Genomic DNA, 26,814 nt, shown 5'->3' on the forward strand with positions numbered 1-26,814 from the left:
ATGATGACGACTCCAAGCCTGACGGCAGCAGACAACATCACCCTTGACATCTCCAACCTGAATTTTTTCTATGGCGGTTTCCAGGGGCTGAAGAACATCAACATGCACATCTACGACCGGAAAGTCACGGCCTTCATCGGACCGTCCGGTTGCGGCAAATCGACGCTGCTGCGCACTTTCAATCGCATGTTCGACCTGTATCCGGGACAGCGCGCGGAGGGCAAGATCATGTATGACGGCCGCAACGTCCTCGATGCGGAACAAGACGTCAACATGCTGCGCGCCAAGATCGGCATGGTGTTCCAGAAACCGACGCCGTTTCCCATGTCCGTCTATGAAAATATCGCCTTCGGAGTGCGTCTTTACGAGAACCTCTCCAAGGGCGAGATGGATGAGCGCGTCGAAGCGGCGCTGCGCAAGGCGGCCATCTGGGAAGAGGTGAAGGACAAGCTGAACAAGAGCGGTCTCAGCCTTTCCGGCGGCCAGCAGCAGCGTCTGTGCATCGCGCGCGGAATCGCGGTCAAGCCCGACGTGCTCTTGCTGGACGAGCCGACGTCGGCGCTCGATCCGATATCGACAGTCAAGATCGAAGAGCTGATCCACGAACTGAAACACGACTACACGATCGCCATCGTCACGCACAACATGCAGCAGGCGGCACGCTGCTCGGACTATACCGCCTACATGTATCTGGGCGAGCTGGTGGAATTCGGCGAGACCGATCAGGTCTTCATGAACCCGGCGAAGAAGGCGACGCAGGATTACATCACGGGCCGCTTCGGCTGACCCGTCGCAAACGAATATCGAATCATTAAGGAGAACCTGATGCCAGGTGACCATTCTTCGAAACAATACGACCAGGACCTCGAAGCGATCCGGTCGAAGGTGCTGCTCATGGGCGGACTGGTGGAAAACCAGTTCAGCGATGCCATCGCCAGCTTCCGAACAGGCAATCTTGAACAGGCGGAGCAAGTGATCAAGGCCGACGAAAACGTCAACCGGCTCGAAGTCACGCTCGACGACACCTGCAGTCATCTGATCGTCAAGCGCCAGCCGGCGGCAAACGATCTGCGTACCGTCATGGCCACGCTCAAGGTGATCACCGATCTGGAACGCATCGGCGACGAGGCGACCAAGATCGCGCGCAGCGCGAAGAACCTGCATGAGCGAGGCACGGTGGGCGTGCTCAATCATTACGAAGCAATTCGCGTGATGGCGCACAACACGGCGGATCTGCTGCATGGGGCACTCGATACTTTCGCTCGTCTGGATGACACGCAGGCGGCCCGCATCATCGGACAGGATCAGGCGATCGATCATGAATTCCGTTCCATCATTCGCACCATGATCACCTTCATGATGGAAGACCCGCGCACGATCTCGGCAGCGCTCGATACTTTGTGGGTGGCCAAGGCCATCGAACGGATCGGCGACCATGCGAAAAACATCGCCGAATATGTGGTATATGTGGTCGAAGGCAAGGACATTCGCCATACCGATTTCGCACACGCCAAGAAGGACGACTCACTCTGAACATGGCCGTCGATAAAACCACAATACTGATTGTCGAGGACGAGCCAGCCATCATTGAGCTGGTGACGTTTACGCTCAGGGAGGCCGGCTGGAACACGTTCGCGGTACACACCGCCGCGGAAGCCTGGGAGTTCATTCAGCGCCGCGCGCCACATCTGGTGCTGCTCGACTGGATGCTGCCGGACCAGAGCGGATTGAGATTGTTGTCGCGTATTCGCGCCGACCGCCAGCAGCAACAACTGCCGGTGATCATGCTCACCGCGAAGAGCATGGAAGAGGACAAGATCGCGGGTCTGGACCAGGGCGCGGACGATTACATTACGAAACCGTTCTCGCCGCGCGAGCTGACTTCGCGCATCAAGGCGCTGTTACGGCGCAAGAGTCCGGAGCATGCGCAGAGTCTGATGACGGCCGGAGCGGTCATCCTTGATCCGGTCAGTTGCACTGTTCAACTGCACGGGGAAAGGATCGATATCGGACATGCCGAGTTCAAGCTGTTGAAATTTTTCCTCGCGCATCCGGACCGGGTGTTTTCGCGCAGCCAGCTTCTGGACAAGGTATGGGGCGATCACGTGGTGATCGAAGAGCGCACGGTCGACGTGCATGTGCTGCGGCTGCGCAAGGCACTCAAGGATGCGGAATCGCTCATCAAGACAGTGCGTAGTGTAGGCTATATGCTGTCCGAAAAATAAACACGCCTTTTCATGAATCGACGCCTGGTATTCTGGATCCCGGTGGCCTTGCGGCTGATGCTTCTTTTAGCTGGGGCCGGAATCGTCTGGTATTTCTTCGGTCCGATCGTCGCGCTTGCGGCAATCGTGGGCGCGATGCTGGTCATGCTGGCCACGCAATTGCATTACCTCTTTCAGCTCTCGGACTGGCTCGATAATCCGAGCAGTGCCAAACTGCCGGATGGCTGGGGCGCCTGGACGGGTATCTTTTCACGCTTGTACAAGCTGCGTCGCGACGACGAAAAAAACCAGGCGGAGTTGACGGAGTGGCTGGCCCGCTTCCGGCAGGCAATGCGCCTGTTGCCCGACGGTGTCGCGATCATGGACGACGTCTTGTTCCTGGAATGGTGCAATCCTGCGGCGGAACGGCATCTTGGTCTCGATCTGGAACGCGACAAGGGAATGCGTGTGACCAACCTGGTGCGCACACCGGCCTTCATCGACTACATCGTTCTCGGGCGTTACGAGCAGCCGCTGACCTTGAGCCTGCGCGAGCGCAAGCTGATCGTGCAGATCATTCCCTTCGAAAGCCGGCGCCAAATCCTCGTCACGCATGATGCAACCGAGTCGGAACGGGTCGAAATGATGCGCCGCGACTTCATCGCCAATGCGTCGCATGAGTTGCGCACGCCGCTCACCGTCATCAATGGTTTTCTGGAGATCGCGTTCAATCAGCCGAGTCTCGAGCTCCAGACGCGCATGTCGCATCTGAAGCTGATGATTGAACAGGGCCAGCGCATGCAGAACCTCGTCGAGGACATGCTGACCCTGACCCGGCTTGAATCGGTCGAGTATCCGTTGCGCCCCGAGCGGGTCGATATCCGGACCTTGATGGAACAGATTCAGCACGAAGCGATGGCGTTGTCCGCAGGCAGGCACCACATCTCGCTGGAAGTAGATGGCCCGGACATCAAGGGCAGCACCGACGAGTTGCGAAGCGCGTTCGGCAATCTCGCATCCAATGCGGTGCGCTACACCCCGGAGCAGGGCAGCATCGCGCTCGCGTGGCGAATGAAAGACAATCGGCCTGAGTTTGTGGTGAAGGACACCGGTATCGGCATCCGTCCCGAGCACATTTCGCGCCTGACCGAACGCTTTTATCGCGTTGACAAGAGCCGGTCGCGCGAAACCCAGGGCACCGGTCTCGGCCTGGCCATCGTCAAACATGTGCTGCTGCGCCACGACGCCACCCTGTCGATTGATTCCGAGCCGGACAAGGGGACCACTTTTACCGTGAAATTTCCGGGCAAGTCGGTTTATGCCGAATGAACTGGCAGAATGGATTTCTTGGGATAAACTAGAGGTATGGTAATTCGCTTTCGGGCCTGACCGACCCGACGTTTCTCCGTCATGACCCAAAAATCTGCAGTGTCTTGCAGTACTGTCCTGAGAAGTCTCATGGCCAGTATTGTATTTGCCGTATTTGTGGCTGGTTGTGCAAGCCTGCTTCCCACCGCAAAACAGGAAACGCAGATACCGTGGCGCACGTACGCCGATGCCCAGACAGCGTTCGACAAGATCATTCCCGGCAAGACTAGCGTGGCCGAGCTCAAGGCGCTCGCAATCGATCCGGGTCTGACGCCGAATGTGGCTTATCTCAGCCACACCGATCTGCTTCGACGGCTGTTTCCGCTTTTTTCCTACGACCTCAATGTGCTTGAGCCGGGCCTGCGGGAGTGTGTTTCGGCAAAGGACAATTGTTTCGCCTATGAAGTTGATCAAGTGTCCCTCGATCGGAAGCGTTACGGAAACTTCTGGCTAGATTTCTTCAATTTCAAGAGACAAATAGATATAACGGGCTGGCGATTCAACGCAGTGTTTGTCATCAAGGGCGATACCGTGGTGTATAAGCTTTGGAACGGCAAACCCAGCGTGCACCAGCGGGAAGAGGAGAGAAGCCCATTGGGTCCGTTCCAAGGATTCGGACCGACCTTGTTGACGCGCTGACATTGCATGCAAGCCCGCCAGCCGTTCCTCACTTTACCCTCCGCATTCGGGATGCACGGCGAAAACATCCGTTAAAATGCGATGTCTTCAGGCAATGCCGGTTTTTGTGGCGGGTCTTGTCCGTCATCACCATCGCTCAATGTTTTTTCACGCGCCGTCGCGCGCCCACGCTCATCCATGAAACGTTCATCCCTGGCTGTTCTCTTTTCCGCTGTGTTGTTGTTTGTCGGCTGCTCGACCGTGACTCATCCTCCGGCCTCTCAGCCGGCCGCGCAAGCAGCCAGCCAGCCCAAAGCCCCTCGGCAGGTAAAGATCGGGCTCGCACTAGGCGGTGGAGCCGCACGTGGATTCGCGCATATCGGCGTGATCAAGGCGCTGGAAGCGCAGGGGATCGTGCCGGACCTGGTAGTGGGCACCAGTGCCGGAAGCCTGGTCGGCGCCTTGTATGCCGCCGGGAACAACGGCTTCGCGCTGCATAAGCTGGCATTGGAAATGGATGAGGCAACCATCTCGGACTGGTCGGTTCCGTTTTTCAGCAAGGCGACCGGCGTGCTCAAGGGCGAGGCCTTGCAAAACTACGTCAACCGCACGGTGAACAACGTTCCGCTCGAAAAGCTCAAAATCCCGTTCGGCGCCGTCGCCACCGATTTGCATAATGGCCAACCGATTCTGTTCCAGCGTGGCAATACCGGCCTGGCTGTTCGCGCATCTTCCGCAGTTCCAAGCGTATTCCAGCCGGTGAAGATCGGTGAGCACTCGTATGTCGATGGCGGGCTCGTTTCCCCGGTTCCGGTGCGGTTTGCACGCGAAATGGGCGCGGACTTCGTCATTGCCGTGAACATTTCATCCCAACCGGATGCGCAACCTTCGTCCAGCAACCTCGACGTGTTGTTGCAAACCTTCGCCATCATGGGACAAAGCATCAATCACTACGAGTTGAAGGATGCCGACATCGTGATTCAGCCCCGGCTGGGTACGATGAAGGGAAGTGATTTTCCGGCTAGAAATACTGCGATTCTGGCGGGCGAGCAGGCCACAGCCGCCTTGCTGCCGGAAATCAAGCGCCGCCTGAATGCAAAACGCGAACAGTAGGCCGGGTACGCGCCTGCTCGGTCCGGAGGTCTATTCCGGCTCGTTGATGCGGCGCGCGCCGTTGAAGCGCTTTTTCCAGTAGCTCAGGTCCATGCTTTCAATGCGGACTTCGCCGCCGGGCGAGGGGGAGTGGATGAACTTGTTGTTGCCGAGGTAGATGCCGACGTGTGAAAAAGCATGCCGCAGGGTGTTGTAGAAAACGAGATCGCCGGGCTGCAGATTCTGCGTGTCGACTTTCTCGCCGACCCGGCTCATTTCCTCGGAAGTACGCGGCAAGTCGGTTCCCCACACGTCCTTGAACAGGTATCGCACGAGGCCGCTGCAATCCAGACCGCTTTCCGGTGCAGTGCCGCCATACTTGTAGCGGATGCCGATCAATCCCATCGCGCGGACCACGAGTTCCGATGCGTTCGCCTTGGCACGCGAGGTGAGCTCCTGCAATCTGGTCAATGTGGTTGTCTGCTCCGTCGCCGGGTTCTGATCGTCCGCATACGCCAATCCGGCCAGACACAAGCTGATCCCCAGCGCGCAAATGCGCACTTGGATGCGGGACCGTTGCCCTGACAGAAAAGTTGCCATTCGAATAAGTTGCGTGGTAAAGACACGGACAATGTAAGGGAAATGGGTGGTGCTGTCAAAATCCATGATGCAGGGTTATGCTTGCAAGAAAGCATACTTCACTGTCTCGCATGACCACACAAACCTCGATTGAACTGCCTGCCAAGCCGCGCGTCCTGATCGCTGACGATTCGCGCATCGTGCGCGCAACGCTGATCAAGCATATCGAAGGCATGTTCGATTTTCGCGAGGCGCTCGACGGCGAAGAGGCTTGGGAAACCTTGCTGCTGGACCCAAGCATACGCGTGGTCATCACCGACCTGACGATGCCGAAGCTGGATGGTTATGGGTTGTTGCACCGCATCCGCAGCTCCCGCATCAGCCGTATACGCGACATCCCGGTCGTGGTCGTATCCGGCAGCGACGAGCACGAGGAGCGTGACCGCGCCAAAGCCGCAGGCGCCACCGATTTGATTACCAAGGGTATCGGCACCGCACAGCTCCTGTCCCGCCTCGATATTTTGTCCAAGCTGGTGACGACGCAACATGAATTCGAGCGCAGCCTGGAAGCGCTGGTCGAGAACGCCGAAGACATTTCTCCGGAAAGCCTGCCGTCTGCCGACGCCGCGCGGGCCGGCGTCGAATCGCTGCTGGCGAACTCCGTCAAATCCAGGAAAAACTTTGTCGTCCTCCATGTCTGCATCGGTCTGAAGCATATCGGTGTGGACGATGTCGCGGCAGCACCGCCACAAAACGTGGTGAGGGCGATCGGTGATCTGCTGCGCCGGACCGTGCGGCAAAGCGACCATGTTGCGCGGAGCGGCGAAGCGGAATTCATTCTTGCGACGGGCAGCATCAATTTCGATTCCGCCCGCTGTTTTGCTCAACGCATATGCCGGGCAATTGCCAACGCGCAATTGATCAAAAGTGACCGGATGGCATTTATCGCAAGTTGCGGCCTTGCATCGCTCAGCGACGATTGCCCGGAGCACGGCACCGTCAATCTGCAGGCAATTCAAGGACTGGCACGTCGGCGCGCGATGCTCGGCCTGACCCGCGCAATCACGGGAATCGTGGGCAAGGAAGAGGAAATGGCGTTTTTGCGCGGCGACATTCCCGTGTCGGACGCGCGCGAGTGCGCCGCGGACCCGCTTGGTGCGAGTGAAAAATCAGGCAGTCCCGATCTGGCAACCCTGCTGCAATGGATCAAGGACGGGCGGCAGGATGAGGTGTTGCCGCATATCGGCAAGCTGTCGGCCGAACTGCAACCTTTGGTTGATCTGCTCTTGAAGCAAAACAAGCGCTGACGCACCTACGTACTTATGCGGACGGCGCATGTGGTGCGGTGGACGTACAATCCCTGGATACCCACCATGGAGGCGCAATGCAATCCAAACAAGTCCTCACGCTCGACGACGTCAAGAAGATCGCCGCAGCTGCCGAAACTGAAGCAAAGGCAAACAACTGGGCAGTCACGATTTCGATCGTGGATGATGGCGGCCATCTGCTTTGGCTGCAACGTCTGGACGGCGCAGCGCCGATTTCCTCGCACATCGCACCCGCCAAGGCCAGGACTGCGGCCTTGGGGCGCCGGGAAACCAAGGTGTACGAAGACATGATCAACAACGGTCGCGTGTCGTTCGTCACCGTGCCGGCTGTGGAAGGCATGCTGGAAGGCGGCGTTCCGATCATGGCGAACGGTCAATGCATCGGCGCTGTCGGGGTTTCGGGCGTCAAATCTTCTGAAGACGTGCAAATTGCCAAGGCGGGCATCGCGGCGCTGGCACTCTGACACGCCGCGGCGGCGGCATGATTTCGAGATTTCTGCGCCGGGCGCCGACTGCCTTACCGCAAACTTACAAGTTTGCAGGAAAGGGTGTTCTCGGCTATAATTTCGGGGTTTAACTAATTCAGTCCGCCGTAGCGCATACCCCTTCCATCTCGTCCCAAAAAGACCCTCGATACCCAGCGCAAGCCGTTCGGTTGGCGGTCGTTCTGGCGCGGCGCAGCGGCGGTAACAATCTCAGGAGTTACCCTTGCTGCCATTTTTTTCTGGCCAATCAGTTCCGGCCATCCTAGCGCTTGCAGACGGGTCGATTTTCCAGGGTTTTTCAATTGGTGCTTCCGGTCATACGATCGGCGAAGTCGTGTTCAACACGGCCATTACAGGCTACCAGGAAATCCTGACCGACCCCAGTTACAGCCGTCAAATTGTCACCCTGACCTATCCGCACATCGGTAACGTCGGCGTAAATGAAGAAGACGTCGAGGCGAGCAAAATCCACGCTGCCGGCCTGATCATCAAGGACCTGCCGCTGCTGGCCTCGAACTTCCGCTCGAAGCAAACCCTGTCCGACTATCTGAAGGCGGAAAACGTGGTCGGCATCGCCGGCATCGATACCCGCAAGCTCACGCGCATCTTGCGCGAGAAGGGTGCGCAAAACGGCGCGATCATGGCGGGCGAGGCGGCCAACGTCGAAGAGGCACTGGCGCTGGCAAAATCCTTCCCGGGCCTGGCCGGCATGGATCTCGCGAAGGTGGTTTCCACGGCCAAGTCCTATGTGTGGACGGAATCGGAATGGAAGCTCGGCGAAGGCTACGGCAAGCAGACCAAACCGAAATTCCATGTCGTTGCCTATGACTATGGCGTCAAGTACAACATCCTGCGCATGCTGGCCGAGCGTGGCTGCAAGGTCACGGTGCTGCCCGCGCAGGCATCCGCAGCGGAAGCGCTCGCTCTGAACCCTGACGGCATCTTCCTGTCCAACGGACCCGGCGACCCGGAGCCCTGCGACTACGCAATCGCAGCTACCCGCGAACTGATTGAACGCGGCATCCCGACCTTCGGCATCTGTCTCGGACACCAGATCATGGCGCTCGCATCCGGCGCAAAGACATTGAAGATGAAATTCGGCCATCACGGCGCAAACCATCCGGTGCAAGACCTCGACACGAAGCAGGTGATGATCACCTCGCAGAACCATGGTTTTGCCGTTGATGTGGATACATTGCCGCCTAACTGTCGCATCACCCATGTGTCGCTGTTCGATGGTTCGCTGCAAGGCTTCGCGCGCACCGACAAACCGGCGTTCTGCTTCCAGGGCCACCCGGAAGCATCGCCCGGCCCGCACGACATCGCCCCCCTGTTTGATCGCTTCGTGGCGATGATGGAGAAACACAAAAATGCCTAAGCGCACAGACATTAAAAGCATCCTGATTATTGGCGCCGGCCCGATCATCATCGGCCAAGCGTGCGAATTCGACTATTCCGGCGCGCAGGCCTGCAAGGCGTTGCGCGAGGAAGGCTATCGCGTCATCCTCGTCAACAGCAATCCTGCGACCATCATGACCGATCCGGAGATGGCCGATGTTACTTACATCGAACCGATCACCTGGCAGGTCGTCGAGCGCATCATCGACAAGGAACGCCCCGACGCGATCCTGCCGACCATGGGTGGCCAGACAGCGCTCAACTGCGCGCTTGACCTGCACCGCAACGGCGTGCTGGCCAAGTACGGCTGCGAACTCATCGGCGCGACGCCGGAAGCGATTGACAAGGCGGAAGACCGTCTGAAGTTCAAGGACGCGATGACCAAGATCGGCCTCGGCTCCGCGCGTTCCGGCATCGCGCACTCGATGGATGAGGCGTGGACGGTGCAGAAGGAAATCGGCTTCCCGGTCATCATCCGCCCGTCCTTCACCATGGGCGGCACCGGCGGCGGCATCGCGTACAACCCGGAAGAATTCGAAACCATCTGCAAGCGCGGCCTGGAAGCCTCGCCGACCTCCGAACTGCTGATCGAAGAATCGCTGATCGGCTGGAAAGAGTTTGAGATGGAGGTGGTGCGCGACAAGAAGGACAACTGCATCATCGTCTGTTCGATTGAAAACCTCGATCCGATGGGCGTGCACACCGGTGACTCGATCACCGTGGCGCCGGCGCAGACGCTGACCGACAAGGAATACCAGATCATGCGTAACGCCTCGCTCGCGGTGTTGCGCGAGATCGGCGTGGATACCGGCGGCTCCAACGTGCAGTTCTCGGTCAATCCGAAAGACGGCCGCATGATTGTCATCGAAATGAATCCGCGCGTGTCGCGTTCATCCGCGCTGGCGTCCAAGGCAACCGGTTTCCCGATCGCCAAGGTCGCGGCCAAGCTCGCGGTCGGCTTTACGCTCGACGAATTGCGCAATGAGATTACCGGCGGTGCGACCCCGGCGTCCTTCGAGCCGACCATCGACTACGTTGTGACCAAGGTGCCGCGTTTCGCCTTCGAAAAATTTCCGGCTGCCGACAGCCACTTGACGACGCAGATGAAATCGGTGGGCGAGGTGATGGCCATCGGCCGCACCTTCCAGGAATCCTTCCAGAAAGCCTTGCGCGGCCTCGAGGTGGGCGTCGACGGCATGAACGAAAAGACCACCGACCGCGAGACCATCGAGGAAGAGCTCGGCGAGCCCGGCCCGGAGCGCATCTGGTACGTCGGCGATGCTTTTGCCCAAGGTTTCTCGCTGGAGGAAGTGCATCAGCTGACGCACATCGACCCGTGGTTCCTGGTGCAGATCAAGGAAATCGTCGATATCGAACTGTGGCTGGAAACGCAGAAGCTCGGTGCACTCGACAAGGCCACGCTGTTCAAACTCAAGCAAAAAGGTTTTGCCGACCGTCGACTCGCGAAGTTGTTGAAGACCACCGACAAGGCCGTGCGCGACAAGCGTCGGGAACTCGGCATTCGCCCTGTCTACAAGCGTGTCGATACCTGCGCCGCGGAATTCGCGACAAAGACCGCGTACATGTATTCGACCTACGAGGACGAGTGCGAAGCGCAGCCGACCAACAAGAAGAAGATCATGGTGCTGGGCGGCGGCCCGAACCGCATCGGGCAGGGCATCGAATTCGACTATTGCTGCGTGCATGCTGCGCTGGCAATGCGTGAAGACGGTTACGAAACCATCATGGTCAACTGCAACCCGGAAACGGTTTCCACGGACTACGACACCTCCGACCGCCTGTACTTCGAGCCGCTGACGCTGGAAGACGTGCTGGAAATCGTCGACAAGGAAAAGCCCTACGGCGTGATCGTGCAGTACGGCGGCCAGACGCCGCTCAAGCTGGCGCTCGACCTCGAAGCCAACGGCGTGCCGATCGTCGGCACTTCGCCGGACATGATCGATGCCGCCGAAGACCGCGAGCGTTTCCAGAAGCTGCTGCAGGATCTCGATCTGCGTCAACCGCCGAACCGCACTGCGCGCACCGAAGAAGATGCACTGCGTCTTGCCCAGGAAATCGGCTATCCGCTGGTGGTCCGTCCTTCCTACGTGCTGGGCGGCCGCGCGATGGAAATCGTGCATGAGCAACGTGACCTCGAACGCTACATGCGTGAAGCGGTCAAGGTATCCAACGATTCGCCGGTATTGCTGGATCGCTTCCTGAACGATGCGATCGAAGTCGACGTCGATTGCCTGTCCGATGGTCAGCGCACCTTCATCGGCGGCGTGATGGAGCATATCGAACAGGCTGGCGTTCACTCCGGCGACTCGGCGTGCTCACTGCCGCCGTATTCGTTGTCGAAGGACACCATTGAAGAACTCAAGCGCCAGACGGCATTGATGGCCAAGGGTTTGAACGTAGTTGGCCTGATGAACGTGCAGTTCGCCATCCAGCAGAAGGAAGTCGATGGCAAGCTGCAGGACATCGTCTTCGTGCTGGAAGTCAATCCGCGCGCTTCGCGCACCGTACCGTTCGTTTCGAAGGCGACCGGTCTGCAACTGGCGAAGATCGCCGCACGTTGCATGGTTGGCCAGTCGCTCGAGAGTCAAGGGATCAGGAATGAGGTGGTACCGAAGTATTTCAGCGTCAAGGAAGCGGTATTCCCGTTCAACAAGTTCCCGGGCGTCGATACGATTCTCGGACCGGAAATGAAGTCGACCGGTGAGGTGATGGGCGTAGGCAAGACCTTTGGTGAAGCCTTCGTGAAGTCGCAGTTGGGCGCGGGCGTGAAATTGCCGAAGTCCGGCAAGGTGTTCCTCAGCGTGAAGAACAGCGACAAGCCGCGCGCAGTGCAAGTGGCGAAGGATCTGGCCGAACTCGGATTTACGCTGGTCGCAACCAAGGGTACGGCAGCGGCAATCAGCGCGGCCGGCATCCCCGTGACGGCTGTCAACAAGGTCGTGGAAGGTCGCCCGCACGTTGTCGATATGATCAAGAACAACGAGATCGTCATGGTGATCAACACGGTCGAGGAAAAACGGACCGCCATTACCGATTCGCGCACCATCCGCACGTCGGCTCTGCAGGCGCGCGCAACGACCTATACCACCATTGCCGGTGCGGAAGCTGCGGTCGAAGGCATGCGTCATCTTGACGTGCTGCATGTCTACGATTTACAAGGCTTGCATAAAACCTTACACTAAGCTTTTACAGATAAGACTTAGCCACAGAGGTCACAGACGATTCCGGGTTTCCCGGAGTTATTTGTGACCTCTGTGGTTTTCATTTCGCCTCAAAAAAATCATGAGTACAGTACCCATTACCAAGCGCGGCGCAGAGCTTTTGAAAGCCGAATTGCATCGCCTGAAAACCAAGGATCGTCCATCCGTCATCAGCGCCATTGCCGAGGCGCGCGCCCAGGGCGACCTGTCCGAAAATGCTGAATACGACGCTGCCAAGGAACGCCAGGCCTTTATCGAGGGACGTATCGCGGAGCTGGAGGGCAAGCTGGGCGCCGCGCAGATCATCGACCCGACGGTGCTGGATGCCGAAGGCCGCATTGTTTTTGCATCGACGGTCGATCTCGAAGACCTTGAGTCCGGCCAAAAAGTGACCTACCAGATTGTCGGAGAGGATGAGGCCGACCTGAAAGAAAAGAAGGTGTCGATCACATCACCGATCGCGCGTGCGCTGATCGGCAAATATGCGGGCGATGTGGTTGAAGTGAATGCGCCGTCCGGCATTCGCGAATACGAAGTTCTCGAAGTTCGCTACATCTGAGTTGCCATGCGTGCCGCGCGCGTTCGGCTCCTGATTGCTACGCTCTGGATCGGGAGTCTGTGGACCATTGGCTATGTGGTCGCGCCAACGCTCTTCGCCAGCTTGACTGACAGAATGCTGGCTGGAACGATCGCGGGGAAATTGTTCCGGATTGAAGCCTGGATCTCGATTGTCTGCGCGCTCGCACTGATCGCATCAGTCAAGTCCGCTCCAGAGGAAAGTAATGCCAAAGCGGAAAAACAGGTTCGCTGGCTTGCATTGGCGATGCTCGTTTGTACGCTGGTCGGCTATTTCGGACTGCAGCCGTTTATGGCCACGCTGCGCGCAGCGGCGGGTCCCGGCGGTGTGATGGACGCCGCTACGAAGAGCCAGTTCGGCCTCTTGCACGGCGTGTCGAGCGCGCTCTACCTGATCCAGAGCCTGCTTGGCGTGCTACTTATCTGGAAAATGCGATGATTGAAGTGGCGACCATGATCGCCATGCCTGTCGAGTTGTCGCGGTCTTCTTCTCAAGTCCTGCTCAAAGCGGATTTCTTTGAACTGGTTTGACGTTTCTTGGCACGCTTGATATTTCCGCCGGCCGTGACGCGCTCATTGCCTTTCAGGACAACCTTGCTCACTGTCGGGCGCTTGGTTCCGCTCGGGCTTGGTTTGACGATCGTTACTTCGCGCAGGCCCTTGCCGCGCTTTTCGCTGCGCTCCTTGGGAGCATCTTTTTTCGGGCGGTAGAGCACCAGTAATTTGCCGATATGCTGAATCGGGGCGGCACCCAGTTCTGCGCAGATCTTTTCATAGATTTCAATGCGTGCATCACGGTCGTCGCCGAAGACGCGAACCTTGATCAGTCCATGGGCGTTTAGGCTGGAGTCGATTTCCTTCAGAACGGCAGGTGTCAAGCCGGCATCGCCGATAATGACGACGGGGTCCAGCGCATGCGCCTCGGAGCGGAGCGCGCTGCGCTCGGCGGGTGTCAGTTTCAACATGATTAATATTCCTTAAAAGCGGTATTCTACGCGAATGGCAAAGAACAAATTCAACAAAAACTGGGTGCATGACCATATCAACGATCCTTATGTGAAGCAGGCACAGAAGGAGGGCTATCGCGCGCGCGCCGTCTACAAGCTCAAGGAAATCGACGAGAGCGAAAAACTGATCAGGCCGGGGCAGATCATTGTCGATCTGGGCTGCGCGCCGGGGAGTTGGTCACAATATGCCCGCAACAAGCTGGCCGGGAAGGAGGGTGGCGGCATCAACGGCACCATCATCGGGCTGGACATGCTGCCCATGGAGCCGATCGCGGACGTGCATTTCATACAAGGCGATTTCCGCGAACAGGAAGTGCTGGACCAACTGGAAGAAGTGGTCGCCGGCCGCAAGGTCGATCTGGTCTTGTCCGACATGGCGCCCAACCTGTCGGGCGTCGCAGTCACGGACGCGGCACGGGTTGAGCATATCATCGACCTGGCGATCGAATTTGCGCAAGCCCACATGAAACCTTCCGGCACCCTGCTCGTCAAATGTTTCAACGGGCCGGGTTATACCCAACTTGTCGAGAAGTTCCGCCAGGAATTCAAGACCGTTACATCCAAGAAGCCCAAGGCCAGCAGGGACAAGTCTTCGGAAATATTTTTGCTTGGTAAAGTCCTCAAAAACCCTCACTAGTTGCAAGTTGATTACTTGATAACCCTTGATTTCCGCAAAACGAACCGCACATGCTGGGCAAACCCATCAAGATTCGGTCGCTACGGCGCAACTTGCGGTCATTTTCCCCGCGATTTGAAGCAATATTCGGGCTGGCAACCACAGATTATTGCGGGTAGAATCAATTACAAGCTTTGTAAATAGGCGCGCCTGCGTCTAAGGAGTTCTAGTGAACAATATGTTTTCGAAGGCCGCCATCTGGGTGGTCATCGCCTTGGTGCTCTTCACTGTCTTCAAGCAGTTCGACGGACGCACTCTGGCCGGCGGCGCAACGCCGATCCCCTACTCGGACTTCCTGGACGAGGTCAAGGCCAAGCAGATTCGCGAAGCAGTCATTGAAGACCGGACCATTGTCGCGACGACCAATGAGGGCAAGCGCATCAAGACAGCGGTGACCTATCTTGATCGCGGCCTGATCGGCGATCTGATCAACAATGGCGTCAAATTCGACGTCAAGCAGCCGGAAGAACAATCGTTCCTGTCGCAAGTTTTCATTTCCTGGTTCCCGATGCTGCTGCTGATCGGCGTCTGGGTGTTTTTCATGCGCCAGATGCAAGGAGGTGGCAAGGGTGGGGCGTTCTCGTTCGGGCGTTCCAAGGCTCGCATGCTCGATGAAGCAAGCAATACGGTGACCTTTGCCGATGTCGCGGGTTGCGACGAGGCGAAGGAAGAAGTCCAGGAGCTGGTTGACTTCCTGCGTGACCCAACCAAATTCCAGAAGCTCGGCGGCCGCATTCCGCGCGGCGTGCTGATGGTCGGCCCTCCGGGTACCGGCAAGACCTTGCTGGCCCGTGCCATTGCAGGCGAAGCCAAGGTACCGTTCTTTACGATTTCCGGTTCCGACTTCGTCGAAATGTTTGTTGGTGTAGGTGCTTCCCGCGTACGCGACATGTTCGAGAACGCGAAGAAACACTCGCCTTGCATCATCTTCATTGATGAAATCGACGCCGTCGGGCGCCACCGTGGTGCCGGCATGGGTGGCGGCAACGACGAACGCGAACAGACCTTGAACCAATTGCTGGTCGAGATGGATGGCTTCGAGGCCAATTCGGGCGTGATCGTGATTGCAGCAACCAACCGCGCTGACGTGCTCGACAAGGCACTGCTGCGCCCGGGTCGTTTCGACCGCCAGGTGATGGTCGGCTTGCCGGATATCCGCGGCCGTGAACAGATCCTTTACGTGCATATGCGCAAGGTGCCGATTGCCCCCGACGTGAAGGCTGACATTCTGGCACGTGGCACACCCGGTTTCTCCGGAGCCGATCTGGCCAATCTGGTCAACGAAGCTGCACTGTTCGCCGCGCGCCGAAACAAGCGCCTGGTCGAAATGCAGGATTTCGAAGATGCCAAGGACAAGATCGTGATGGGCCCGGAGCGCAAGTCGGCAGTCATGCGTGAGGAGGAACGCCGCAACACGGCATTTCATGAATCCGGTCACGCCGTCGTCGCCAAGCTGTTGCCAAAAGCAGACCCGGTGCACAAGGTCACCATCATGCCGCGCGGTTATGCGCTCGGCCTGACATGGCAACTGCCGGAACATGACCGTGTGAACATGTACAAGGACAAGATGCTGGAAGAGATCGCGATCCTGTTCGGTGGACGCATCGCCGAAGAGATCTTCATGCATCAGATGTCGACCGGCGCCTCGAATGACTTCGAGCGCGCAACCAAGCTTGCTCGTGCCATGGTCACCCGCTACGGCATGTCCGAAACCTTGGGCACCATGGTGTACGAGGACAGTGAGCAGGACGCATATTTCGGTCGCATGACGTCCAAGACGGTGTCGGAAGCGACCCAGCAAAAGGTCGACACCGAGATTCGATCGATCCTGGATGCGCAATATGCGTTGTCGCGCAGGCTGCTGGAAGAAAACAAGGAGAAGGTCGAAATCATGGCCAATGCCTTGCTCGATTGGGAAACACTCGACGCAGACCAGGTCAATGACATCATGGAAGGCCGTGAGCCGCGTCCGCCGAAGGCAGGGATTCCGACCAAACGGTCCGCATCGGATAACACGTCCGGTGGCGTTTCTCCCAACGCCACTGCGCCGGCCTAAGCAGCAACAACCGACTTAACGGTCAAATCAAGGGTGAGGAGTGATCCTCGCCCTTTTTGTTTGCCTCACATGTTTGAATCGCCCCAATGACAACACAATACCTGCAATTCGGACGCTATCGCTTCCCCATGGAAGAGCAGGCGCGCCCGCTCGTGATGGGAATTCTCAACGTCACTCCGGATTCGTTTTCCGACGGCGGGCAATTTCATTCGCTGGATCTCGCCTTGTCGCGTGCCGAGCAAATGATTGCGGACGGTGCCGATATCATCGATATCGGCGGCGAATCGAGTCGGCCAGGTGCAGAACCTTTGCCGCTTGACGAAGAATTGCGACGCGTCATGCCGGTCCTCTATGCATTGCAAGATTGTGGCAAACCCTTATCGCTGGATACCTACAAGCCCGAGGTGATGCGTGAAGCAATCGCTGCTGGTGTCGACATGATCAATGACATCAATGGTTTTCGAGCGGACGGGGCGTTGAGTGTCGTCAAGGAAAGTGATTGTGCACTGTGTATCATGCACATGCTGCGTGATCCGACGACGATGCAGGTCACGCCGCACTATGACAATGTTACCGAGGAGGTTACTGCGTTTCTGCGAGAGCGTGTCGCGGCCATGGAACAAGCAGGGATCGATCGCCGCCGCTTGTGTATCGATCCCGGATTCGGTTTCGGCAAGACACTGGAGCATAATCTCGCCCTGCTGCGGGATCTCGGAAGAATGATGGACGAAGTCGGTGCTCCGGTCTTGGCGGGACTGTCGCGCAAATCCATGATAGGCACGATTACCGGCAGGCCGGTCGAGCAGCGCATCGCGGGAAGTGTGGCCGCAGCGATTGCGGCCGTTGCGCGCGGCGCGCGGATTGTTCGCGTCCATGATGTCGCGGAAACGGTGGATGCGCTCAAGGTCTGGCAGGCAGTCGCCACGAACAGCTAAGGAAAAAGAACATGACACGCAAATACTTCGGCACGGATGGCGTGCGCGGGCGAGTGGGGACATTGCCGATAACCCCCGACCTGGTGATGAAGCTGGGTTATGCTGCCGGCAAGGTGCTGGCGCAGGCAGGATCGAGCAGCGGCAAACCAGTTGTGCTCATCGGGAAGGACACGCGCATTTCCGGCTACATGCTGGAAGCCGCGCTTGAGGCAGGCTTTGCCGCCGCCGGCGTCGATGTGACCCTGGCCGGACCGATGCCGACGCCGGCGATCGCCTACCTGACGCGCGCGCTGCGCCTGTCGGCAGGTGTCGTGATTTCCGCATCTCATAATCCGTACGACGACAACGGTATCAAGTTCTTCTCCGCAAGCGGCAACAAGCTGCCGGATGCCGTCGAGTCCGCGATTGAAGCGGCGCTCGAAGCTCCAATCGAATGCGTTCCGTCGGAAAAGCTCGGCAAGGCCAAGCGACTATTCGATGCGCAAGGCCGCTACATCGAGTTTTGCAAGAGCACATTTCCCAACGAGCTTGACCTGCGAGGATTGAAGATCGTGGTGGACTGCGCACACGGTGCGGCCTACCACATCGCGCCCGATGTGTTCCATGAACTCGGTGCGGAAGTCATCTCGATCGGAAACCAGCCAAACGGCTTGAATATCAACGACGGCGTTGGTGCGACGGCGCCCGCTGCAATCTCGGCCGCGGTCCTGGAACACAAAGCCGATCTCGGCATTGCCCTCGATGGCGACGCAGACCGGTTGCTGATGGTGGATTCAACCGGGCGCGCCTATAACGGCGATGAGCTGTTGTATGTGATGATCAAGGACCGCCTGTCGACCGGGCCCGTGCAAGGCGTCGTGGGTACGCTGATGACCAACATGGCGCTTGAGATCGCCTGCAAGCAGTTGGGTGTCGGCTTCGCGCGCGCGAAAGTTGGCGACCGCTATGTGCTCGAGGTGCTGCAGGAGCGCGGCTGGCTGATCGGCGGCGAAGGGTCGGGCCACTTGCTGTTTCTCGACAAGCACACCACCGGCGACGGCATCGTCTCGGCCTTGCAGGTACTGTCAGCATTGAAGCGCAGTGGACAGACCCTGGCCCAGGCGACGGCCGATCTCGTTCTTTTCCCGCAAAGTCTGGTCAACGTGAAAGTGACGCCTGGCTTTGAATGGCAGAAGAACGGCGCGGCGGTGGCCGAGAAGGAAATCGTCGAATCGGAGTTGGGCGATAACGGCCGCGTCCTGATTCGTGCATCGGGCACCGAGCCCTTGATCCGCGTGATGGTCGAAGCGAGAAGTGCGGATACCGCAAATACGATGGCGCGCCGGATTGCCGACAAGCTTGCCGCTTGATATAGAGCGCCAATGCAGGCGGCTGGCATGCCGCCGGAATAAAATTGACCGCATCGTCCAAGCCCGGTATGATGCGTGTCTCTCGGGGCGTAGCGCAGCCTGGTAGCGCACCTGATTTGGGATCAGGTGGTCGCACGTTCGAATCGTGTCGCCCCGACCAGGATTTTCTCTCTTCATGCGGGTTTCAAGGACCTAGTAACCGCCAAACCCGCTCCTCCAAGCAAGGCGGCTGTTCTCCATTGACGGTAGAGGGCCGGCTTTCACTACGCAAATCCGGCATTGCCCGTGCCTTGCTCCCAAGATACTTCCATTGCAATCGAGCGGCTCCCGCGCATATCAGCTCCGGAATGCTGCATTCTTGGGCTGCCCTTCTTTCCCCAAGGGATCAAAATTCCTGCTAGGTTTCATTCGATCAAAAGTACTCTTCGCTTCTTGACAGCGGTAAATTTCCAACTTACTTTAAGGAAATTTTAACGCGAAGAAAGTCTTGTTCTCCCGCAGTGGATCTCTCGACCAAGCCCGAGCGAGCGCAACAAGATTTGTCGACAGGAGAGTTCCCCTAGATGAATTACCGGACAAGGACAAGGATCTTGTCGGCATTGGTTGCGTCCATGCTTGCTGGTGGCAGCGCTTGGGCAGCCGATGCGGAGATGGATAAGGCACGCGCGATGCTGCGCGACGGCAAACCTGCCGACGCGTATGCGCTGCTCGAAAAGCAGGAGTTCATACGCGCGGGTGATGTGGAATTCGATACGCTGATCGGCGTTGCCGCGCTCGATGCAGGCAAGCCGGACAAGGCTACGCTTGCATTTGAGCGCGTGCTTGCGTTGGATCCGAATGCCGCCGGTGTTCGGCTCGACATGGCGCGTGCCTATTTTGCGCTGGGTGACTATCCGCGCGCACGGCAGGAGCTCGATGCCGTGGCGGGATTGAATCCACCGCCGACCGCGCGTCTGATCATCGACAAGTACTATCGCGCCATCGAGGAGCGCGAGCAGGCAAAGCGTACCGTGGTGAATGGGTACGTGGAGGGATTCGGTGGTTATGACGACAACATTACTTCCGTGGTCGGCGACTTCACCAATGCGGTGCTTGCCACCTACAATCTGCCGGGTTTTCTTCCCACGGGTAATGCGGTCAAGCGCAGTTCCGGCATTCTAGGTGCTGGTGCGGGCGTCGAGGTCACGCATCAGGCGACCGAGGCGGTATCGCTTTCAGCCGGTGCCGATGTGCGGCATCGCGAAGTGCTCAGGGCGCACAATTATGCGAGCGACCAGGTCGATCTGCGCGCGGGCATCAGTTATGCGCAAGGCGTGAATCTGTATCGGGCGGGATTGACGCTGCAGGACTATCACCAGCGCACCGATGTGCCTAGCGCCGACCGCAATTCCATCGGCCTGAATGCGGAGTGGCGCCGTTCCTACGGTGCGTCCGACCAGGCCAGCCTGTTCGGTCTTGTGACGCGCCAGCGCTTTCCCGACATTGCGGTAAACGACGTCAATACCGTTGGCGTCGGCGTCGGCTGGCTTCATCAGTTCGAGGGCGCGCGCAAGCCTTTGCTGTACGCCAGCGTGCTGGGCGGGCAAGACAATGCGCTGAATGCCTTGCCGAACGGTGCCAACTACGACAGGCGTTTCGTGAATGGCCGCCTCTACGGTCAGTTGTCCTTGACCGAGGCGTCGGATCTGTTTGCGAGCATCGGCATTCTTTATCGCGGTGATCGCTCGGCCTTCGCGCGTTCAAACAATGTTGCCTACGGCGGTGACCACACTAGTGACGTCACGCTTGGCTGGAACTGGCGCCCGGCGCCGCATTGGACGGTGCGGCCTCAGGTCGCGTACACCGAGAATCGATCCAATATCGCGCTCAGCGAATACCGCCGCACCGAGACAATAGTCACTGTGCGCTACGACTTGCATTAACCGACGGGGCGCATCATGACATCCACCCGATTTGATTCCATCCGATTGAAAGTATTGTGCGTTGCGCTGATCGCGGCTTATCCGGCGTTCGCGGAAGCCGGCGTGGCCGGCCATGTGCAATTTGTGGCCGGCGACGTGCGCGTGGTCGATGCCAATGGCAAGCAACGTCCGCTGCGCAAAGGCGAGGCAGTGGATGAGGGCGATACTGTCCTGACCGGTCCTGGCGGTTCTGCGCAACTGAAGATGATCGACGGTGCGATGGTCGCCGTGCGTCCGGCCACGGAACTGAAGGTCAACGATTACGTGTTCGCCGAGGACGACGACAGCAAGGAAAAGGCATCCTTCTCCCTGCTCAAGGGCGGCTTGCGCGCGGTGACCGGCAAGATCGGCCGTATCAACAAGGACAGGTACAAGATCGAGACGCCGACAGCGGTCATCGGTATTCGCGGCACCGATCACGAGCCGGTGGTGGTATTGCCCTCGGCAGCGGCGCCGGGGGTGGTACCGGGGACTTATGACAAGGTCAACGTTGGCGCCACGACACTGACCAACCAGGCCGGTATGGCCGTGGTCGCGGCAAACCAGGTCGGCTTTGCGGCATCTCCGACCAATCTGCCGGTCATTCTGCCCAAGGTACCCGATTTTTATCGGGCCACGCCCGCGCCGAAGCAGGAGCAGAAGCAGGAACAGGAAGAGAAGAAATCGCAGCAGGCACAGAGCTCGACCAAGCAGGACGCCGACAGCGCAAGCAGCAGCGAGAATACCGGCAGTGGAGTCAAGACCGAATCCGCGTCAGCAGCCACCGCGACTTCGACCACCTCGTCCGCGACACCCGCGGCCACTTTGACGGGTACCGACGCGAGCGGCAATACCTTGAATCTCTCCAGTCAGGTCATTACGACGGCCAGCGGTCAGTCCTTGAGCTTGAATGGCGACACACTGAATATACCGACGCCGCCCACCCAGGGTTCGGTGCCGTACACCCAGCTGATCGCGACCTACCCCGTGCAGGTGCAGTCCAGCGGCGGCACACAGCCGCAGACCTTTTCCTATCCCGGGGTGTATTACTTCGGCGGCCCAAGTTCATCCGTCCAGCGCGATGCGGCAGGCAATGTCATCAAGGTGACGGACAGCGGCAGCGACTACTTCAGCTATCGGTCGACCTTGTCGCAAAGCGGCAGTGTCATGGCCGACCCGGGTTCGAATGCGGCAAGCGGGCTTACATGGGGACGCTGGCAGGGCGGACAGGTGACGCAGACGAGCCAGTATATGGGGGTGGATGCCAATGGAAACTGGGGTCTTGGCGCATACAACGCCTCGGGTGTTTTTGTCATCGGATCAAACTTTACAACCAACGCGACGCTTGGCAGCGGCAGCCTGCATTGGATCGCCGGCGACGTTGCGACGCCGAAGAATCTGCCGCAAGTGCTGACCGGTAGCGCCAGCTACACGCTGGCCGGCGGCACCCGTCCGACGGATCAGCAAGGAAACCTTGGCACCTTGAACAGCGCAAGCCTGGGCGTGAATTTCACGACGCAGATCGCCAACGCCAGCCTGAATTTTTCGATTGGCGGCAATACCTGGGCCATGCAGAGTAGCGACATGCAGCTGAACGGTCCGCACTTTTCAGGCTACAACGCCTGTGCCGGTACCGCCGGCTGCACGTCCAGCGTGAGTGTGACCAAGAATGGCGTCGCAATGAGTTCGATCGGCACGCCGACGAGCGGCTTTGCATTCGGTTCAATGGACGGCTCCCTGCTGGGGCGGGGACTGAACGGCGCGGCCTTGCAGTATGCGATTCAGGAAGGCGTGCCGACGACGCAAGTCGATAGCGCCAGCGGCCAGAGCTACACGACGTTTGTCAACAATCTGATGCAAGGGGTGGCGGGGTTCACCGGCCCGACGCAGAACCTCAATACGCCATTTCGTGCCGTCGGTGTGACGGACGGCTGGGGATATGGGCTTGATTTGGTGGATGGGTCGATCAGCGCCACGAATACGACACTCTTCCGTGGCAGCATAGATGCCGGCGAAGCGCCGGCTACGCGCGTCGTCTACGGCGCAGACGGACTGAACGAATTCCTCGGCACTGCGACTGGCTTCACGCCTGTGACGGCAGGGACTTTTGCAGCGGTGTTGGATACGCCGGCCACCATCAAGATCGGATCAGCCGTGAATCGCGACATCGGATCGACCACCATTGGCACGAGCACCGTGTCCTGGGGCCGCTGGGAAGGTGGAAGTATCGATATTTACAGCCGCGACGGTGCGATCAAGCTGGGAACGATCGACAACTCCGGCCGCAGCGTTCACTGGATTGCATCACCGGTGCTGACCGACATGGGCACGTTTACGAGCCTGCCGCTGAGCGGGACTGCGACATATACCCTGGCTGGCAGCACCAGCCCGACCGACTTCAAGGGAAACGTCGGCACCTTGAATTCGGTGACCTTGAGCGCCGACTTCACGAACGCCAAGGTCAACGCCGGCGTCAATGTCAGCTTCAACTCGGCGACCAATACCAGCAACTGGAGCATGAGCGCCAGCAATCTCCCGCTGAGCGGGCATGATGGATTCGGTTCCAGCACCATGCTCAACGGCGTGAACGGCATCACGCATACGGCAAGCTGCAGCGGACCTTCGTGCGGTGCGCAAACGATAGGCCATATCGACGGTGTGTTCTTCGGCGGCGCGCAGGGAGCGGCGGTCATGTACGGCATGGCAACCGGATCGACGACCAGCACAGCGAGCGGCTCGACGTTCACGCCGCTCAATGCCGTGAGCGGGCTGGCGATCATGAAGCGTTAGGCTGGCAGGGACAGGCATGTCCGCTTCGCCCGGAGAGCGGACATGCGCGCAGAGGCCAGCAATAATGCGACATCCCAGATTTACAATTTGCGTTGACTTGGCGTCGCTGAGATAATCAGTCTTCCTATCTTGTCGCGAGCGAGGGACACTTGGCGTCTGCATGTAATACAACAGCTGTATTCGCGTATTCCGGCGGAGCCATTGCATGAAAGACCTGGATGAACTCGTTGAGATCATCGCCAGGGAAATCGGCCTGGATCCTGGCGGAATCGATCAGCGCAAGGCCGTCCTCGAACTGACCGACACCGACATCGCGTTATTGCGAAAAGTTCATGATCTGCTGGCGCCGCATCAGCCGGCGCTGGTCGATTCCTTCCATAGTTATCTGTCCAAATTCCCCGAGCTTCAGCCCTTGCTGGGCGATGCCGGCATCAGCGAGCGATTGAAGTGCGCTCAGGTTGCGTACTTCAATCGCCTGACGGAGGGCGATTACGATGCGCGCTATATCAAGGATCGCCTGCGTGTCGGCGTCGTGCATCAACGCATCGGCCTGGAACCCAAGTGGTATGTCGGTGCTTACCGAAAGTATGTCGCCGAGGTGATCCCGATTCTGGCTGACGTGATGCGCGACGAGCCGCAGCAGTTCTTTGCTGCGTATAACGCATTGCTGAAGATTATCTGCATGGATGTGGTGCTGACCCTGGATACCTATTTCCAGGCCGACCGCAAGGAGATCCTGCGCGTCAAGAATTACACTGAGCAAATCATAGCTTCCATGCCTTCGGGCCTGATGGCGGTAGATGTGAATTTGAATATTCGTACCATCAATCGCGCGATGTGCAGGATGTTTGGTGTTGACGCCGAGGCAAACGTCGCCGGCATGCCACTGAACACCTTGATCAACAGCGCCGCCTTGTTCGACGGCCTGCGGCAGGTGCTGGCCACCGGCGTGGATCAGCATGACCTGACGGTGACCGTGACCGACGGTCCGTTGGTGCGCCACTACGAATTCAATGTGTCCGGTGCATTGCTTGCGCAGGAAGAGACGCTGCTGGTGATGGCGCAGGACATTACCGATCGCGTTCGCTCGCAGGAGGAGTTGCGTCGCTTCCGGATGGCGCTGGACAGCTCGATCGATGCGGTCTACCTGATCGACCGCGAACGGATGTGCTTTATCGACGCCAATGAGACGGCGCTGTCCACGCTGGGATACACGCATCAGGAATTGCTGCGTCTTGGGCCGCAGGACCTCAAGCCGGACGATGGCGAGCTGGAACGAATCAATCATCGCTTCGATGAAGTCATCGGCAGCGACAGCAAGACCGGGATCCTGCACACGGTTCACCAACGCAAGGATGGCAAGCGATTTCCGGTCGAAGTGTATCTGCGGGCGGTTCAGTCGGAAGGCCGGCAGCTACTGGTTGCCGTGGTGCGCGACATTACCGCGCGCCTGCAGGCCGAGGCGGTATTGCGCGAGAGCGAAGAGCGCTTCCGCGTGGCGTTCAATCAGGCCGCGGTCGGCCTTGCTCATGTCGCGCCGGACGGACGCTGGCTGATGGTCAACAAGAAGCTCTGCGAAATCGTCGGGTATTCAAGAAAAGAACTGCTGGAAATGCGTTTCCAGGATATTACCCATCCGGAGGACGTGATCGCCGACTGGTCGGTCGCACGCCGCATGATTGGCGGCGAAGTGGACGAGAAGACCTGGGAAAAGCGCTATCGTCACAGGAACGGGTATTACATCTGGGTCAACCTCACGAGCTCGACGGTGCGCGATGAACAGGGCAAACCGAAGTATTTCAGTACGGTGGTCGAGGATATTTCGCGGCGCAAGCAGATTGAAGAAGAGTTGCTGCATCTTGCCAACTACGACGCACTGACCAGTTTGCCGAACCGCTCGCTGTTGCTGGATCGCCTGACGCAGGCACTGGCTTTCGCCAATCGCTCCGGCGGCCAGGTTGCGGTCATGATGATCGATCTTGACCGCTTCAAGAATATCAACGACAGCCTGGGCCATGACGTGGGCGACAAGATCATTGTCGAGATCGCGCGCCGACTATCCTTCACCGTGCGCGCCGGCGATACCATCGCGCGGCTTGGCGGCGACGAGTTCGTCGTGATCCGGCCCGACATTGCGCACGAAAATGCCGCGGCGATCATGGCGCAGCAGATTCTCGAAACGATGTCGCGGCCGATGGCGATGCAGGATCACGAGTTCTACCCCACGGGAAGTATCGGCGTCAGCGTATTTCCCCGGGATGGCCTTGACGCGCAAACCTTGCTGAAGAATGCCGACACCGCGATGTACCGCGCGAAAGATGCCGGCCGCAATAATTTCCAGTTCTACGCGCATGAAATGAATTCCAGGGCACTGGATCGCCTCAAGCTGGAAAGCGGATTGCGCCGTGCACTGGAACGCGACGAGTTCGTCCTGCATTACCAGCCGCAGATGGATCTCTCCAGTGGCCGGATCATTGGTGTCGAAGCTTTGCTGCGTTGGGAGCCGCCCGGCCAGCCCATGGTTTTTCCGGGCGATTTCATTCCGGTCGCGGAAGATACGGGGCTGATCGTGCCGATGGGCGAGTGGGTGCTGCGCACTGCCTGTGCGCAGGGGCGTGCCTGGCGTGAAAACAATGCGCTGGCGCACGTCAAGGTCGCGGTCAACCTGTCGGCGCGGCAGTTCAAGCAGCAGGATATCGTCAAGACCGTGTCGCGCGTTCTCGAGGAAACCGGTTGCAGCCCCGAATGGCTGGAGCTGGAAATCACCGAAAGCGTCATCATGGAAAACCCGGAGGCTGCGGCGGAAGTCTTGCTCAAGTTGAGCAAAATGGGCGTGCACCTGTCGATCGACGACTTCGGAACGGGTTATTCCAGTTTGAGCTACCTGAAGCGCTTCCCGATCGACTCGCTCAAGATCGACAGGTCCTTTGTCAGAGATATCACAACCGATTCTGACGACGCGGCAATTGCAAAGGCCGTGATCGCACTGGCGCACAGCCTGAAGATGAAGGTGATCGCGGAAGGCGTCGAAACCGTGGAGCAACTCGACTTCCTGCGCAAGCAGCGATGCGATCAGATGCAGGGATATTACTTGAGCAGGCCGGTAGCGGTTTCCCAGCTTGAGAAGCTGATGGCCGAGAACAAATTACAGCTGAACTAGATTCTCACGAATAGTCTCCTGGACGTTGAAAG

21 protein-coding genes and 1 tRNA gene are annotated in these 26,814 nt (G+C 58.6%); 20 read left to right on the top strand and 2 right to left on the bottom strand.

Features of this window, described 5'->3' with window-relative positions:
* From pstB to VJ651_RS08045, 6 genes are all read left to right on the top strand, one after another.
* Window positions 1-786 carry a phosphate ABC transporter ATP-binding protein PstB gene (gene pstB / locus VJ651_RS08020; RefSeq protein ID WP_414691321.1) on the top strand — a complete coding sequence of 262 codons (786 nt, stop codon included), beginning with the start codon at window positions 1-3 and terminating at the stop codon, window positions 784-786.
* 39 nt (window positions 787-825) lie between these two features.
* Window positions 826-1,533 (top strand): phosphate signaling complex protein PhoU, encoded by a 708-nt coding sequence (gene phoU / locus VJ651_RS08025; protein ID WP_324106948.1) that lies wholly within the window; start codon window positions 826-828, stop codon window positions 1,531-1,533.
* Window positions 1,534-1,535: 2 nt separating this feature from the next.
* Window positions 1,536-2,225, top strand: coding sequence for a response regulator (locus VJ651_RS08030; protein WP_324106949.1), 690 nt, complete (start codon window positions 1,536-1,538; stop codon window positions 2,223-2,225).
* 12 nt (window positions 2,226-2,237) lie between these two features.
* Window positions 2,238-3,533 carry a phosphate regulon sensor histidine kinase PhoR gene (gene phoR, locus VJ651_RS08035; RefSeq protein ID WP_324106950.1) on the top strand — a complete coding sequence of 432 codons (1,296 nt, stop codon included), beginning with the start codon at window positions 2,238-2,240 and terminating at the stop codon, window positions 3,531-3,533.
* 129 nt (window positions 3,534-3,662) lie between these two features.
* Window positions 3,663-4,211: a hypothetical protein gene (locus tag VJ651_RS08040; protein WP_324106951.1), complete on the top strand. Its 549-nt coding sequence runs from the start codon at window positions 3,663-3,665 to the stop codon at window positions 4,209-4,211.
* A gap of 177 nt (window positions 4,212-4,388) precedes the next feature.
* A complete protein-coding gene (locus VJ651_RS08045; RefSeq protein WP_324106952.1) occupies window positions 4,389-5,303 on the top strand; it encodes a patatin-like phospholipase family protein in 915 nt (304 codons plus the stop codon).
* Window positions 5,304-5,333: 30 nt separating this feature from the next.
* Here the strand turns inward: VJ651_RS08045 and VJ651_RS08050 are convergent, their stop codons facing one another.
* Window positions 5,334-5,882 (bottom strand): C40 family peptidase, encoded by a 549-nt coding sequence (locus VJ651_RS08050; RefSeq protein ID WP_324106953.1) that lies wholly within the window; start codon window positions 5,880-5,882, stop codon window positions 5,334-5,336.
* A 110-nt stretch (window positions 5,883-5,992) separates the two neighbouring features.
* Here VJ651_RS08050 and VJ651_RS08055 point away from each other — a divergent pair, with 110 nt between their 5' ends.
* The 6 genes from VJ651_RS08055 (at window position 5,993) to VJ651_RS08080 (ending at window position 13,308) form a co-directional block, all read left to right on the top strand.
* A complete protein-coding gene (locus VJ651_RS08055; RefSeq protein WP_324106954.1) occupies window positions 5,993-7,168 on the top strand; it encodes a GGDEF domain-containing response regulator in 1,176 nt (391 codons plus the stop codon).
* A 77-nt stretch (window positions 7,169-7,245) separates the two neighbouring features.
* A complete protein-coding gene (locus VJ651_RS08060) occupies window positions 7,246-7,653 on the top strand; it encodes a heme-binding protein (RefSeq protein WP_324106955.1) in 408 nt (135 codons plus the stop codon).
* Window positions 7,654-7,897: 244 nt separating this feature from the next.
* Window positions 7,898-9,052: a glutamine-hydrolyzing carbamoyl-phosphate synthase small subunit gene (gene carA, locus VJ651_RS08065; RefSeq protein WP_324106956.1), complete on the top strand. Its 1,155-nt coding sequence runs from the start codon at window positions 7,898-7,900 to the stop codon at window positions 9,050-9,052.
* Entirely contained in the window at window positions 9,045-12,275 is a 3,231-nt protein-coding gene (gene carB / locus VJ651_RS08070; RefSeq protein WP_324106957.1) for a carbamoyl-phosphate synthase large subunit, read from the top strand. Before carA ends, carB begins: the two co-directional genes overlap by 8 nt.
* Window positions 12,276-12,375: 100 nt before the next feature.
* Window positions 12,376-12,852 (top strand): transcription elongation factor GreA, encoded by a 477-nt coding sequence (greA, locus tag VJ651_RS08075; RefSeq protein WP_136419301.1) that lies wholly within the window; start codon window positions 12,376-12,378, stop codon window positions 12,850-12,852.
* Between the two features lie 6 nt (window positions 12,853-12,858).
* Window positions 12,859-13,308, top strand: coding sequence for a DUF4149 domain-containing protein (locus tag VJ651_RS08080; RefSeq protein WP_324106958.1), 450 nt, complete (start codon window positions 12,859-12,861; stop codon window positions 13,306-13,308).
* Between the two features lie 52 nt (window positions 13,309-13,360).
* On the opposite strand, the gene yhbY is transcribed toward VJ651_RS08080, so the two are convergent.
* Entirely contained in the window at window positions 13,361-13,834 is a 474-nt protein-coding gene (yhbY, locus tag VJ651_RS08085) for a ribosome assembly RNA-binding protein YhbY (protein WP_324106959.1), read from the bottom strand.
* 34 nt (window positions 13,835-13,868) lie between these two features.
* Between yhbY and VJ651_RS08090 the strand changes: the two genes are divergently transcribed.
* The 8 genes from VJ651_RS08090 (at window position 13,869) to VJ651_RS08125 (ending at window position 26,782) form a co-directional block, all read left to right on the top strand.
* Window positions 13,869-14,513: an RlmE family RNA methyltransferase gene (locus VJ651_RS08090; RefSeq protein ID WP_136419298.1), complete on the top strand. Its 645-nt coding sequence runs from the start codon at window positions 13,869-13,871 to the stop codon at window positions 14,511-14,513.
* Window positions 14,514-14,721: 208 nt separating this feature from the next.
* A complete protein-coding gene (ftsH, locus tag VJ651_RS08095; RefSeq protein WP_324106960.1) occupies window positions 14,722-16,608 on the top strand; it encodes an ATP-dependent zinc metalloprotease FtsH in 1,887 nt (628 codons plus the stop codon).
* An 86-nt stretch (window positions 16,609-16,694) separates the two neighbouring features.
* Window positions 16,695-17,543 carry a dihydropteroate synthase gene (gene folP, locus VJ651_RS08100; protein WP_324106961.1) on the top strand — a complete coding sequence of 283 codons (849 nt, stop codon included), beginning with the start codon at window positions 16,695-16,697 and terminating at the stop codon, window positions 17,541-17,543.
* A gap of 11 nt (window positions 17,544-17,554) precedes the next feature.
* Window positions 17,555-18,892, top strand: a complete 1,338-nt coding sequence (gene glmM, locus VJ651_RS08105) for a phosphoglucosamine mutase (protein ID WP_324106962.1) — start codon at window positions 17,555-17,557, stop codon at window positions 18,890-18,892.
* 83 nt (window positions 18,893-18,975) lie between these two features.
* A tRNA-Pro gene (locus VJ651_RS08110) sits at window positions 18,976-19,052 on the top strand.
* 430 nt (window positions 19,053-19,482) lie between these two features.
* Window positions 19,483-20,814 (top strand): tetratricopeptide repeat protein, encoded by a 1,332-nt coding sequence (locus VJ651_RS08115; RefSeq protein WP_324106963.1) that lies wholly within the window; start codon window positions 19,483-19,485, stop codon window positions 20,812-20,814.
* A 15-nt stretch (window positions 20,815-20,829) separates the two neighbouring features.
* Complete coding sequence (locus VJ651_RS08120; RefSeq protein WP_324106964.1) at window positions 20,830-23,622, top strand: FecR domain-containing protein; 2,793 nt, start codon at window positions 20,830-20,832, stop codon at window positions 23,620-23,622.
* 205 nt (window positions 23,623-23,827) lie between these two features.
* A complete protein-coding gene (locus VJ651_RS08125) occupies window positions 23,828-26,782 on the top strand; it encodes an EAL domain-containing protein (protein ID WP_324106965.1) in 2,955 nt (984 codons plus the stop codon).
* Window positions 26,783-26,814: the final 32 nt, after the last annotated feature.

The organism is Noviherbaspirillum sp. (assembly GCF_035254865.1).
GTDB lineage: Bacteria > Pseudomonadota > Gammaproteobacteria > Burkholderiales > Burkholderiaceae_D > Noviherbaspirillum.